This is a genomic window from Mycobacterium sp. Aquia_216 (genome assembly GCF_026723865.1).
In the GTDB taxonomy this organism is placed as follows: domain Bacteria; phylum Actinomycetota; class Actinomycetes; order Mycobacteriales; family Mycobacteriaceae; genus Mycobacterium.
The window spans coordinates 2,231,378-2,245,195 of the sequence record NZ_CP113529.1 but is presented as its reverse complement, the minus strand read 5'-3'; the positions used below and the strand labels follow the sequence as shown (position 1 = coordinate 2,245,195).

Annotated in this window: 7 protein-coding genes; 5 read left to right on the top strand and 2 right to left on the bottom strand. The window is 66.3% G+C overall.

The features are described 5' to 3' along the window. The first annotated feature begins 6 nt into the window (after window positions 1-6). From OK015_RS10535 to OK015_RS10515, 5 genes are read left to right on the top strand one after another with little or no spacing between them, the layout of a single operon-like run. Window positions 7-1,005 (top strand): ATP-binding cassette domain-containing protein, encoded by a 999-nt coding sequence (locus tag OK015_RS10535; RefSeq protein WP_268131223.1) that lies wholly within the window; start codon window positions 7-9, stop codon window positions 1,003-1,005. 32 nt (window positions 1,006-1,037) lie between these two features. Further along, window positions 1,038-1,814 carry an ABC transporter permease gene (locus OK015_RS10530; RefSeq protein ID WP_442791290.1) on the top strand — a complete coding sequence of 259 codons (777 nt, stop codon included), beginning with the start codon at window positions 1,038-1,040 and terminating at the stop codon, window positions 1,812-1,814. Continuing rightward, window positions 1,811-2,644, top strand: coding sequence for an ABC transporter permease (locus tag OK015_RS10525; RefSeq protein ID WP_268131220.1), 834 nt, complete (start codon window positions 1,811-1,813; stop codon window positions 2,642-2,644). Before OK015_RS10530 ends, OK015_RS10525 begins: the two co-directional genes overlap by 4 nt. A gap of 13 nt (window positions 2,645-2,657) precedes the next feature. Further along, window positions 2,658-3,914, top strand: a complete 1,257-nt coding sequence (locus OK015_RS10520) for a phthiocerol/phthiodiolone dimycocerosyl transferase (protein ID WP_268132610.1) — start codon at window positions 2,658-2,660, stop codon at window positions 3,912-3,914. Beyond that, complete coding sequence (locus OK015_RS10515; RefSeq protein WP_268131218.1) at window positions 3,911-5,164, top strand: saccharopine dehydrogenase family protein; 1,254 nt, start codon at window positions 3,911-3,913, stop codon at window positions 5,162-5,164. The genes OK015_RS10520 and OK015_RS10515 overlap by 4 nt, the downstream gene beginning before the upstream one ends. An 11-nt stretch (window positions 5,165-5,175) precedes the next feature. Here the strand turns inward: OK015_RS10515 and pks2 are convergent, their stop codons facing one another. Together pks2 and OK015_RS10505 are read right to left on the bottom strand one after the other, a co-directional pair. Beyond that, the gene (gene pks2 / locus OK015_RS10510; RefSeq protein ID WP_268131217.1) at window positions 5,176-11,736 is read right to left on the bottom strand and encodes a sulfolipid-1 biosynthesis phthioceranic/hydroxyphthioceranic acid synthase; all 6,561 of its coding nucleotides are present in this window, start codon (window positions 11,734-11,736) and stop codon (window positions 5,176-5,178) included. Beyond that, a complete protein-coding gene (locus tag OK015_RS10505) occupies window positions 11,733-13,475 on the bottom strand; it encodes an AMP-binding protein (RefSeq protein WP_268131215.1) in 1,743 nt (580 codons plus the stop codon). Before OK015_RS10505 ends, pks2 begins: the two co-directional genes overlap by 4 nt. Window positions 13,476-13,818 lie beyond the last annotated feature (343 nt).

The following is a 13,818-nucleotide window of genomic DNA, read 5'->3' as shown; positions in this document are numbered from 1 at the left end:
AGCTCGATGAGCAACGCACAGAGAGACTTTGACAAGGCCGTCGTCGTCGACAAGGTGCGCAAGAGCTTCGGCGATTTTGTGGCCTTGCATGAGGTCAGCTTCGAAGTCGGTCGCGGCGAGGTGCTCGGGCTGCTCGGGCCCAACGGGGCGGGCAAGACCACGATCGTTGACATCTTGTCGACGCTGAGCCGCCCGGACCAGGGGCGCGCGCTCGTTGCCGGCCATGACGTGGTGTCCGAGCCGGCCGGTGTGCGCCGGTCGATCATGCTCACCGGACAGCAGGTGGCCATCGACGAGACGTTGACGGGTCTGGAAAATCTCTTCATGTTCGGGCGCCTCTACGGGCTGAAGAAGGCGGCCGCACGCAACCGCGCCAAGGAACTCATCGAAGAATTCGATCTGGTGTACGCCGGCGATCGACGGGTGAAAACGTACTCGGGCGGAATGCGTCGACGGATCGACATTGCCTGCGGCCTGGTGGTCCCGCCGGAAGTGGTCTTCTTGGACGAGCCGACCACCGGCCTGGATCCCCGTAGCAGGCAAGGGATTTGGGATCTGGTCAGCAATTTCAAGAGTCGCGGCATCGCCACGTTGTTGACCACGCAGTATCTCGAGGAAGCCGACGCGCTGGCCGATCGGATCATCGTCATCGACCACGGGCGGATCATCGCCGAGGGAACCGCCGACGAGCTCAAGGCCCGCACGGGCGGCAGTTACTGTGAGATCGTTCCACGGGATTTGCACGACCTGCCGGCGATCGCTGAGATACTGGGCTCGCTGGTCCCGGACGAGAACCGGGCCGCCTTGACGCCCGAGTCCGACCGGATCGCCATGCCGGCCCCGGACGGCGCCAACACGCTTCTCGAGGCCGTGGCGCGGCTCGCCGCCGCCGATATCGGCGTCGCCGACATTGCGCTGCGGCGCCCGTCGTTGGACGACGTATTCCTCTCTTTGACAAAGGATTCCACCCATCCGGATAGCCCGGTCGCCGAGGCGGTCAGGTGACTGGCCCGGGCACGGTGCGATCCCAGCCGCCAATGGGTGCCCAGTGGTGGGTGCTCACCACCCGCTTCATCGCGCCCACCCTGCGCAACGGTGAGCTCGCCATCACCATCGCGGTCTCGGTGGTGTTCACCGCCGGCTTCTACATCCCGCTACACCAGATCATGGGCAACGTCACCCGGGGTGTGGCCAGCAGCTACGCGCAGTACTTGATGCCGCTGATCGCATTGGAGGCCATCACGTTTGCCGCCATGTCGACCGCGTTTCGAGCGGCGACGGACTCGGTGCAGGGCGTCAACCGCCGGTTCCGATCCATGCCGATCCCGCCGTTCACGCCGGTGGCCGCCCGCATCTCGGCCGCGCTGTACCGGTGCGTGGTTTCGTTGACGGTGGCTCTGGTCTGCGGCTACACCATCGGATTTCGCTTTCGAGGCTCGGCCGTGGACACCGTCGCCTTTTGCGTGTTGGTGCTCGTGTTCGGTGCGGTGCTGTCTTTCGCGGCGGACCTGTTGGGCACCGGATCCCGCAATCCCGAGGCCATGGCACCGATGCTGACGTTGCCGCCGTTGATCTTTGGACTGCTGTCCGTCGGTGTTCAACCGGTGGAGCAGTTTCCCCACTGGGTCCAGCCCTTCGTTCGCAACCAGCCGATCTCCGCGCTGGTCGACACCTTGCATGCCGCGGCCGGCGACGTCGCACCGTTTGGTGCATCGGTTACCTGGTCCGTACTGGCGCCGACGGTGGCGTGGTTGTCCGGATTGACCGCGGTCCTGGTCCCGGTATCGGCCATCGTTTTGTCGAAGCGGGCATGATGGCACTGGTATACGAGGAAACCGCGCGCCTGGGTACCGCCTACGGCGTGCACGAGAATTCCGCGCGAGTGCTGGTTCCGCAAACCCTGGTGCAGACGCGGCGGATACTCACGAAGTGGTCACGCGACATCACCGCGATCATCATGGTCACGGTGTTGCCTGTTCTTTTCCTGATCACGATGAATATCGTTTTGGGCCATGCAGTTACCCAGGTTGCCGGGTATGACGCACTGTTCAACACGGTACCGATGAACGTGCTCGCCGCGGCGGTCAACGGATCGGCGGTCGGCGCGATCGGCCTCATCGGAGAGCGCGACGACGGCCTGCTGCGCCGACTGTGGGTGGTGCCCGTACACCGCGCGTCGGGCGTCTGTTCGCGGATCGTCGCCGAGATGGTCCGGATCGTCATCACGACGGGGATCGTGCTGGCCGCGGGGATGGTGCTGGGTTTCCGCTTCAAGCAGGGCGTCCTGCCGACCTTGGCGTGGCTGGGCATCCCGGTGCTGTTCGGACTCGCCTTCGCGACCCTCATCACAACGATCGCCTGGTATGCGTCGAAAAATTTTCTGCTCGAGGCGATTACGCTCGTGCACCTCCTCGCGATCCTGTTCTCGACCGGTTTCCTGCCGGTAGACCAATTTCCCGAGTGGATACAGCCGGTGGTCACGCACCAACCGATCAGCTGCGCGATCGACACGATGCGCGCACTGGCGCTCGGCGGCCCGGTGCGCTCGCCGCTGATCGAGACGCTGCTGTGGGCTACCGGAATCACCGCGGTTTGCATCGCACCAACGCTTTTGGGCTATCGACGAGCCAGCACACGCAGGTAAGGGGATGTCAGGAGTGTTTTCCGGATCCGTGATCCGTAAGCTCGCGCACAGCGAAGAAGTGTTCGCGGCCAACGAGACCTATTTCGGGCTGACAATGCAGATCATTGGTGACGTCGATATCGACGCAATGGAAGACGCCTTCGATGCGCTCCTGCAATCGCATCCGGTCTTCGCCGGGCACCTCGAGAAGGCCGACGACGGCCGGCACCAGATTGTCGCCGAAGACCTCATGCACCCGGGGATATGGATAATCGATGACCACACGTCGGAGTCTGCGATCGCCGGCATGCGCCTGGACCAGAGCCAATCCCTGCTGAATCTTCGGCTGAAAGTCGGCGGCGGGCGCAGCGAACTAGCACTGTATGCGCACCACTCTCTTGCCGACGGGCACCACGTGTTCGCTCTGTTCGAAGAGCTGTTGTCCCGCTACACCGACGTGGTGGAAACCGGCGACGCCGGACCGGTGATGCCGCAGCCCGCACCCGAATCGCTCGAGTCGTTGCTCGAACAACGTGGCGTGACAAAGCAGCAGCGTTCGGGGCTTGAACGGCTTTTCCCGGCGGCGTTCGCCTACGACTTGCCTGCCGTGGAGAAGCCGTCCATAGTATCGAATTCCGGTTCGATGCAACACATTCCGGTGGCCCGAATCCGGTTCACCGAGCAGGAGACATCCGATCTCGTGGAGTTGGGGCGGGCCAACCAGCTCAGCCTCAACTCCCTGGTGGCCGCGGCGCTGCTGCTGGCCGAGTGGGAACTCCGCAATACCCCGCACATCCCGATTCCGTACTTCTATCCGGTCGACCTGCGCTTTCACCTGACGCCCCCGGTGGGTGCGACCGAAGGCACCATGCCGCTGGGGTTGGCGAGCTACCTGGCCGAAATTGGGCCCGATACCGATCTCGTCGGCCTGGCCGGTGGCATCGTCGACGCATTCCGGGCCGATCTGTCGGAAGGCCTGATCCAGCAGTCGTCGCTGCACTTCAGCCTGCAATACGAAGGAAGCCTGCCCGGACTCCCCCCATTTGTGATGTGCACGGACGTCGGCTCGATTCCCGGTCTGCGCACGCCCGATGGCATCGAGATCAACGACGTCGGCGGCGAATTCCACTTCGCGGCCGACGCTCCGGTCGATCTCTACAGTTGCTGGACCTTTGCGGGCCGGCTGTACATCGAGCGCCATTCGAACCTGCCGGGCCACGAGAAGTCCCTGGACGCGATACGTGCCCTGTTGTGCTCTGCTCCCGCCGAGGACAGTTGGATCATGGAGTGAACAGCGGGCGTGAGTTCGACATCGTCCTGTACGGTGCCACAGGCTTTTCCGGCAAGCTGACCGCCGACTACCTCGCGCAGTGTGAATCACCGGCGCGCATCGCGCTGGCCGGTCGTCGCAGCGAACGTCTGCTGGCCGTGCGGCAGACGCTGGGTCCGACCGCACGGGATTGGCCGGTGATCGTTGCCGACGCGTCGCGGCCGCCGACGCTGCGCGCGATGGCCTCCCGAACACAGGTGGTGCTGACGACCGTCGGCCCCTACGCGCGATACGGCCTGCCACTGGTGGCTGCGTGCGCCGCGGCCGGAACGGACTATGCCGACCTGACTGGCGAGCTGATGTTCGCCCGCAACGCCATCGACCAATACCACAAGCAGGCCGTCGACACCGGCGCCCGTATCGTATTGTCGTGCGGATTCGACTCTATCCCTTCGGATCTGAACGTCTACCAGCTACATTGCCGGGCAACCGAGGATAACGCCGGCGAACTCGCCGACACGATGTTGGTGCTGCGCGCGTTTCGGCAGACCGGGGCCTCCGGCGGCACGATCGCATCGTATTTAGGTGCCATGCGGACCGCGTCAATCGACGCACACGCACGCCGACTCATCGAGGATCCCTATACACTCAGCACCGACTTCGGCGCTGAACCCGATCTTGGTCCGCAACCCGACTTTTCGTGGCATCGGGGACGCGACATCGCACCCGAATTGTCCGGCTTCTGGGTCGGCGGATTTTTCCAAGCCCCCTACAATGACCGAATTGTTCGGCGCAGCAATGCCTTACAAGATTGGGCTTACGGCCGGCGGTTCCGTTACTCGGAAACGATGAGTCTCGGAAAGTCGTTTGTGGCTCCGGTCGCCGCCAGGGCGGTCACGGGCGCTCTGACGGGCGCCGTCCGCTTGGGCAACCGGCATGCCAAGCGATTGCCCCGGCGGTTGATGGAGCGGATTGTGCCTAAGCCCGGCGCCGGTCCGAGTGATCTCTCCCGACGGCGCGGTCACTTCACGATCCAGACGTACTGCACGACGACGACCGGCGCTCGCTACCGGGCGACTTACGCCCAAAACTGCGACGCATATCACGCAACGTCGCTGATGCTCGCGGAGAGCGGGCTAGCGCTGGCGCTCGATCGCGATCGGCTCTCCCCGTTACGGGGGGTACTCACTCCCGCCGCGGCGATGGGCGACGCGCTGCTGGCCCGGCTGCAGGCCGCCGGAGTATCGCTGGGCACGACCCGGCTGGCCTGAATCCCGTTCGCCTAGCCCGGAGTTGCCGTCGCGGCCTCTTCGGCCACCAGCGTCTCGGCCAGGTGCAGGCTCAAAGCGTGGGCTGTGTTGTGGGTGGCGATGGCCTTGGGGGTGATCCGGATACCGATCTCGGCTTCGATCCGGGTCCGCAGCTCCAGATTGCCCAGCGAGTCCAATCCGTGTTCGACGAACGGGCGGTCGGGATCGACCGTGCGGCGCAGGATCAGGCCGGTCTGCTCGGTGATCAGGCGCCGCAGCCGGGTGGGCCATTCGTCCTGCGGCAGCGACCGAAGTTCGGTGCGCACCGTGGTGGCGCCGGTCTGGTGGTCTCCTCCGGCCTGGAAGGCTTCCGCGAACGGGCTGTGGGCGACCAACGGGGTCAGCCACGACGTCCCCGTGGTCGGGATGTAAGCCGCGTAGCCACGGTCATAGCGCAGGAGTTCCTCGAACGCGTACGCCCCCTCGTCCGGAGCGATCATCGCGGTACGGCCGCCCTCCGCCAGGTGCGTGGCGCGCCCGATCTCGCCCCATGGTCCCCATGCGATAGCCAGCGCCGGCAGGCCCAGGCTGCGCCTCCAGATGGTGAAGCCATCAACCCAGCTATTGGCTGCCGCGTATGCGCCCTGCCCGGCTGAGCCCAGCAACGCGGCCGCGGAGGAGAAACAACAGAACCAGTCCAGCGGCTGACCGGTCGTCGCGCGGTGCAGGTTCCACGCACCGTAAACCTTTGGCGCCCAGTCACGGTCGATCACCTCGTCGGTGATGTTGGCCAACGTGGCGTCCACGACTACCGCCGCGGCATGCAGCACCCCGCGCAGCGGAAGCCCGGTGGCAGTGGCCACGGCCACCAGCCGGGCCGCGGTGTCGGCCTCGGCCATGTTGCCGCACTCCACAACGACGTCGACCCCGCCCGCGCGGATCCGCTCAATGGCCTGCCGCGCCTTGGCCGTCGGGTCGGCCCGGGCGGTAAGCACGATCCGGCCGCAACCCGCCTTGCCCATCTCGGCGGCCAGTAACAGGCCGAGCCCGCCCAGGCCCCCGGTGATGATGTAGGCACCGTCGCCGCGGAACACGCTGGCCCGCTCCGGGGGCACCACCACGGTGCCCTGTCCTTCGCGCGGGATGGACAGGATGAGTTTGCCGTTGTGCTCGGCCGCACCCATGACGCGAATTGCGGTGGCCGCCTGGTCAAGTGGATAGGTGGTGTGCTCGAGCGCGGGTAATTCGCGGTCTCCGACGAGCCGGTACACGGTGCGCAGCAGGTCCCCCACCTGCTTGGGGTGGCTGGCAGCCATCAGCGCGAGGTCGAGGTAGTGGAACGTGAGGTTGCGGCGGAACGGATACAGGCCCAGGCGGGTATCACCGTAGACATCGCGCTTGCCGATCTCCACGAACCGTCCACCGATCGCCAGCAGTTCGAAGCCGGCGCGTTGGGCGGCACCGGTCACGGAGTTGAGCACGACATCGACGCCGTATCCGTCGGTGTCGCGGCGGATCTCCTCGGCGAACTCGGTGCTGCGCGAGTCGTAGACGTGCTCGATGCCCATGTCGTGCAGCAGCGCACGCCGCTGCGGGCTGCCCGCCGTCGCGAAGATCTCCGCCCCCGCCAACCGGGCTATCGCGATTGCGGCCCGCCCCACGCCGCCGGTGGCCGAGTGGATCAGCACCCGTTCCCCCGCCTTGATCCTGGCCATGTCCTGCAGGCCATACCAGGCGGTGGCGTACGCGGTCGTGGCCGCGGCGGCCTGCTCGGCGTCCAGGCCGGGCGGCAGTGTCACGGCAAGATTCGCGTCGCAGCTGACGAACGTTGCCCAACAGCCGTTTTCGGACACACCGCCGACGCGGTCCCCGACCTGATGGTCGGTGACTCCCGGCCCGACCGCGGTGACGACTCCCGCGAAATCCATCCCCAGCCGGGGTTGACGCCCGTCGACGCTGGGGAATCGACCCATAGCGATGAGCACATCGGCGAAGTTGAGGCTGGAGGCGGTGACGGCGACCTCGATCTGTCCGGGCCCAGGTGAGATGCGGTCGAATGCAACGAGTTCCAAGCCTTGCAGGTCACCGGGAGTTCGGATCTCCAGGCGCATGCCGTCGAGCTGACGGTCGGCGATGGCGGTGCGCCGCTCGTCGGGGCGCAGCGGGGCAGCGCGCAGCCGGGCGGCGTACCACCGCCCGTCACGCCAGGCGGTTTCGTCTTCGTCCGAACCGGCCAGCAGCTGGCGCACCACCTGCGCGGCGTCGGCACCCTCGTCCAGGTCGATCTGGGTGGCACGCATGTGGGCGTCTTCGGCCGCGATCACCCGCATCAGCCCGCGCAGCCCCGCCTGGTCCAGGTTGGGCCGGTCATCGGACAACACCGTCTGGGCGTTGCGGGTCACCACATACAACCGGGGCGGCTCGTCTGCGGATTCGGTCAGCGCACGGGCGATCCGCACCAGACGTCGCACCTGCTCGCGGCCGCGGGCCGGGGACTGCTCGCCGTTGCCCTCGGCCGCCGGGCCGGTCAGGACCACCACACCGCCGGCATCGCCGATCTGCACGTCGACCTGTTCAGCGGTCGGCCAGCAACTGATTTTACATTGCGCACCTTCGGTTTTCAGCGCATCCGCGAGCTGGGCGGCCAACGGGTTGTCGGCATCCGAGGCCGTCAGCAGCAGCCAGGCTCCGGCCGCGCCGTCGCCCGCGGCGGGCAGGTCGCGCTGCTGCCAGTCGATCGCCAGCAGGCGTTCGGCCAATAGCCTTCGGCGGGCGTCACTTTCGGTGACGTTGCCGCCGATCCGCAGCCCACGCACGATCAGCAGCACGGTCCCGTTCTCGTCCAATACGTTGAGGTCGGTTTCCATTCCGGTCCGATTAGCCTCGGTCACCCGGCTCAGGCAGTAGCGAGCGTGCTGCAGCGGGCCGTAGCTGCGTAGCCGGCGCACGCCCACCGGCAACAGCATGCCGCCGTCGCCGACGTCGCTGATGCGCGCATGGGCAGCTACGGACTGAAAGCACGCATCCAGTAGCGCAGGGTGCGCGCCGTAGCCGGTCTGTCGTGCGCGAATCGATTGCGGCACTTCAATTTCAGCCAGCACGGTGCCGGTTGTGCCGTCGCCGGTGTAGGCAGCCGCCAGGCCGGCGAACGCCGGACCGAACCGGACTCCGCGGTCCTCGAACCACTGCCTCAGCCCATCGCCGTCCACCCGATTCGGGTGCGCCGCAAGCAGGCCGGCGATGTTCTGCGCGGCTGGCCGGTCGTCTTCATCGGCGCGGCGCAGGGTCGCGGAGGCGCGCCGTGCGTGCTCCCCATCGTGGTCGGTCTGCACCTCGAAGTCGACGACGCCGGACGCCCGCACCGACGCGTCGGCGTGCAGTGGGGTCTGTTCGTCGAGCAACAACATCTGTTCGAAGCGGATGTCACGGACCTCGGATGCATCGCCCAGCGTGGCGCGGGCCGCGGCCAGCGCCATTTCGCAGTATGCGGCCCCGGGGAAGGCCGGGACCGCATGCACCTGGTGGTCGCTGAGCCAGGGGTGGGCCGTGGTGCCGACTTCGCCGGCCCAGACATGACGCTCGGGCTGCTCGGGTAGCCGCACGTGCGCACCCAACAGCGGATGCACCGAAACGGTGTGGCCGCCGGCCACCGCGGATCCCTCGCCGTCGTGGGCCGCTAGCCGCGCACGATGCTCGACGGCGCCGAGCCAGTGGCGGGTGTGGTGCCAGGGTGCGGTGGGCAGCGGCGGATGTGGTTCGGGCGGATGTGGGGTTTGGGGCGCAGTAGTGGTGTGGCTGGCGTTGACGTTGGAGTGGAACGCCAGCGTGTCATCGGCATCGCGCTGCAGGGTGCTGACGATCTGGTAGTCGCCGGCGCCGAGAATGTCATTGATGGCGTGCGTGAGCAGCGGGTGTGGGCTGATTTCGACGAACGTGGAGTGGTCGGCGCCGGCCATGGCGACGGCCTGGCTGAACCGAACCGGGTTGCGCAGGTTGGCCGCCCAATGGTCAGCGTCGAACACCGGTGTGTCGTCGGGGCCGCAGGTGGTGCTGATCACCGGGATGGCCGACGCATCCGGGGTCAAATCGGCTAGCTCAGAACATAATTCGGGCAGGATCGGCTCGATGATCCGGTGGTGGGAGGCCACGTCGACTTCGATGCGCCGGGCCAGTCGGTCGCCGCCGGCCACCACCGCCATCACCGCGTCGACCTGCTCGGGCGGGCCGGCAATCACCGTCTGTCCCGGCGAGGCGTACACCGCGATGCTCAACTGCGGGTAGTCGACCAGGAGCTTCTCGGTGGCGGCGGCGTCGGATTCCAGCAGCGCCATCGCGCCCTGACCGGCCAGCCGCGCCATCAACCGCGACCGGGTGGCGATCACCCGCAGCCCGTCGGCGACGCTCAGAGCCCCGGCCACCACCGCCGCGGTGACCTCGCCCATCGAGTGCCCGATCACCGCGCTCGGCTCAATCCCATAGGAACGCCACAGCGTGGTCAGCGCCAGCTGCACACCCACCAGCACCGGCTGAATCCGCTCGATGCCCGTTACTGCCCGGCCCTCGGCCAGTACCTGCTGCAGCGAGAATCCGGCCTGCGCCACGAAGGTGGGCTCCAGCTCGGCGACCGCCGCGGCGAATGCCGGCTCGTCGGCCAACAACTGCTGTCCCATCCCCGCCCACTGCGAACCCTGACCGGAGTAGACGAAAACCGTGCCGGGCCCCGACTTTCCCTCCCGGGTGAGTACCACTCCGTCCGCCGGCTTGCCGTCGGCCAATGCCCGCAACCCGGCGATCGCCCGCCGGGAATCGCGCGCACACACGGTGCCGAACAGCGCGTGCCGGGGCCGGTGGTGATTAAGCGTGTGGGCGACATCGGCCAACGCCACATCGGCGCCGTCGCCGTCCATCCACTCGGCCAGCGCCGACGCCCAGGACGCCACCCGCTCGGTCGTCTTGCCCGAGACCACCAATGTGCTCACCGCCGGGACTTGCCGGGAGGCAACGGGATCCGTGGCCGGCGCCTGTTCGACCACCACATGGGCGTTGGTGCCGCCGAAGCCGAACGACGAAACTCCCGCCCGCCGCGGCAGCCCGGTATCGGGCCAATCCGTGGGTTCCGCAACGACTTTCAGTCGCATGTCTTGGAAGGGAATGTGTGGATTCGGGGTCGCGAAGTTCAGGTTGGGCGGGATGTGCCCGCGGTGTACTGCCAGCACCGCCTTGATGAGGCCCGCGATCCCAGCGGCCCCCTCCAAATGACCCATGTTCGATTTGACGGCGCCCATGAGCAGCGGCCCGTTTTCGGGGCGTCCGCGACCCAGCACCGTACCCAGGGCACGCGCCTCGATGGGATCGCCCAAAAGCGTTCCGGTTCCGTGAGTCTCCACGTAGTCGACCTGGTGTGGCGCAACGCCGGCGTTGGCACACGCCGCGCGCAGCACGGCCATCTGTGCGGCCGGGTTCGGCGCCATCAGCCCGTTGGATCGGCCATCCTGGTTGACCGCCGATCCCCGTATCACTGCCAGCACCCGATCGCCGTCGCGCACAGCGTCGCTCACCCGCTTGAGTATCACGGCGCCGCAGCCCTCGCCGCGGACGAATCCGTCCGCATCCGCGTCGAACGACTTGCACCGACCCGTCGGCGACAATGCCTCGGCTCCGTCGAAGCTGCGAAAGATGGCCGGCGACAACAACAGGTTCACTCCTGCCGCGATGGCCAGATCGCAATCCCCCGTCCGCAGACTCTGGGCGGCCAGGTGCACGGCGACAAGCGACGACGAACAGGCCGTGTCCACCGACACCGAAGGTCCGCGGAGATCCAGGACGTACGACAGCCGGTTGGCGATGATGCTCAGGGCGCCGCCGATGTTGCTCCACGCGTCGACACGACTCAGGTCCGTTCCCGCCAGGTATCCGTAGTCGGTCGCACACGCTCCGGCGAAAACGCCGGTCTGCGATCGGCGCAAGGATTCCGCGGGAATACCGGCGTGCTCCAACGCTTCCCAGGCCACCTCCAGCAGCAGACGCTGCTGCGGGTCCATCGCGGTCGCTTCACGCGGGGAGATCTCGAAGAATTCTGCGTCGAAACCATCGACGTCGGTCAACACCGAAGCCCAGCGAGTGGTGGCGGCCAACGCCGTCGCGATCTCCGGCGAACCGTCGTCAAACGGCTCCCACCGATCGGCAGGCACCTCGGTTATCGACGAACGACCCTCACCCAAGAATCGCCAGAATGCGTCCGGCCCGCAAACCTCGCCGGGAAAACGACATCCCAACCCGATCACCGCGATGGGCTCGTCGACCGAACCGCGCTCTGCCGAGACGGCTTGCGCCGCGGACTCCGACTCGGGGGTGGTCAGAAACTGCACCAACTCGTTGATCGTGGGGTGCTGCCAAAAATCCACCGGGGACACCGACCGGTTGATTAAGGTGGCCAATTCTCCCGAGAGTACGACCGCATCACGGGAGCCGACGCCCAAGTCGTTGAACGCCACGTCGAGGCCGACTTCATCGCTATCACAACCGATCTCGGTAATCAGATAGTCGATCAGCCAGCGCCGCAGCTCGGCCTCGTCCGGGACGGCGGACGTCATGCCGAGACATCCAGACGGTCAAACTCCTCCCGGCGATAGGTCTCGACACAAGTCGACCGGCGGACCTTGCCGCTCGTCGTGAGGGGAAGCGAACCGGGCGCCACGAGCACAAGATCGGTGATACGCACACCGTGTGCGCTCGAGATGGCGGCCGCGACCTCGCGTCGCATCGAGCGAAGTTTCTGCCGGGCATCCTCATCGGATCCGCCGCGGCTCTTCACCTCCGCGATCGCAACGAGCTGCTCGCTGGTGTCATCGACAACCGAAATCGCCGCCACCCGGCCCTTGGTGATCTGTGAAATCGTCGACTCGATGTCGTCGGGGTAGTGATTGCGTCCGTCGACGATGAGCAGATCCTTGAGGCGGCCCACGATGAACAATTCGCCGTCGTGCATGAACCCCAGGTCACCCGTCCGCAACCAGGGACCTTCGGGTGTGCCCGGAGTTGGAGAGGCAATCTTTGCGCCAAAGGTGCGTTTGGTCCGTTCCGGGTTCCGCCAATATCCCGTGCCGATGTTGGCACCGTGCGCCCAGACCTCGCCGATGATTCCCGACGGGGTCTCGGCCCTGGTTTCAGGGTCGACAATGCGCACCAGCGGGGACTTCAGCGTGCCGTAGCTGACGAGGTCGCTACCGCCTTGTTCCTCCGTGCAGGGCGTCGCCTGACCGCCCGACAGTTGCTGGTATTGAAAACGCACGGATCTGGGCGCCTGCCCCGCCGACGCGCTCGCGACATACAGAGTCGCCTCGGCGAGCCCATAGCACGACCTGATAGCCGTGTTTGGCAGGTTGTACCGCGAGAATCGGTCCATGAAGCGGGCGATCGACGCCGGCTGCACCCGCTCGGCGCCATTGGCCAGCCCCACCACTGCGCCGAGGTCAAGCCCGGCCATGTCGTCGTCCGAAATTCTGCGCACCGCCAGATCGAAAGCGAAATTAGGCCCGGCGGAGAATGGCCGCGGATTGGCGGCAAGCAGCCTCATCCAACGAGCCGGCTCCACCAGAAATGCGATCGGACTCGTCAACACCGCGGGACGTGCCCATACCGTGGGAAAGCAGATCCCTTGAATGAGCCCCATATCGTGATAGAAGGGCAGCCAGGACACCAACGATTCCGGTGACCCGGAAACGTCGAACAAAGCCGACTCGAGTTGCTGGCAATTAGTAAGCACATTCTCGTGAGTGATCACGACGCCGGCCGGCTGGCCGGTCGATCCCGAGGTGTACTGCAGATAAGCTTCCTTGGGATGCGAATATTCTGCCCGAGTGAATTCGCCGGCGGAATAGAAGTCGAGTGAGTCGATTTCGATGACCGCGGGTGCCGCCGAAGTGCCGTGCGCCTCAGCGTATTTGATGACACCGTCGACGGCAGCGGACGTCGTGATGATCGCGGCGGGTGTGCAATCCTGCAGCGCCGACGATATGCGAATGTCGTGGGCGCCAAATTGCGGGATGGACAGCGGGACGGCGATGAATCCGGCTTGCAACGCCCCCAAGAAACCAATGAGGTAGTCGAGGCTCTGCGGGGCCAGTATCGCCGCCCGATCGCCGGTCGTCCCGCAACGCCTGAGCTCCTCGGCAACGATCGACGCGCGACGGTGCAGCTGTGACCAGGTCAAGCTTTCGGCGAAGCCTTTCGGATCCACGTCGTAGTCGATGAATGTGAACGCCGTCTCACTGGGCTGCCGGCGCGCGTTCTCACCGAGGAGCGCGGGAATGGAGGACTCGAGAACGGACATAACGCTACCCTTCTGATTTCGTGCAAATAATGGTGCGTATCACGTCCCCCACGGGATGCCGCGGCCTGGTCTTCTCGCAGCACCACCCCATGCCACAACCGATACAAACGCGTCTACCTTGGCAGCACCACCCTGGATAAGAAGCCATCAGAGGCGAGGCGGGTGTCGCCGGGATCGACGGCGAACGCGACGCGCGTCTGCGAACGCACGGCTTTCGCGACCGCGCCCGCCTGCACTCCGACGACCGCGGGAGCTACCCACTGTTCGAGGAAGTGTACCTCCGCACGGCCCGGCGACGATCCAGCCCACCTGCGCTTTTCCGGCGTCGGGCGACTCGTCCGCC

What these genes read in the sequence shown, in the direction of transcription:
- OK015_RS10535 (WP_268131223.1), top strand. Translation starts at nt 7, where the DNA reads ATGAGCAACGCACAGAGAGACTTTGACAAGGCCGTCGTCGTCGACAAG.
- OK015_RS10505 (WP_268131215.1), bottom strand. Translation starts at nt 13,475, where the DNA reads ATGTCCGTTCTCGAGTCCTCCATTCCCGCGCTCCTCGGTGAGAACGCG.
- OK015_RS10525 (WP_268131220.1), top strand. Translation starts at nt 1,811, where the DNA reads ATGATGGCACTGGTATACGAGGAAACCGCGCGCCTGGGTACCGCCTAC.
- pks2 (WP_268131217.1), bottom strand. Translation starts at nt 11,736, where the DNA reads ATGACGTCCGCCGTCCCGGACGAGGCCGAGCTGCGGCGCTGGCTGATC.
- OK015_RS10530 (WP_442791290.1), top strand. Translation starts at nt 1,038, where the DNA reads ATGGGTGCCCAGTGGTGGGTGCTCACCACCCGCTTCATCGCGCCCACC.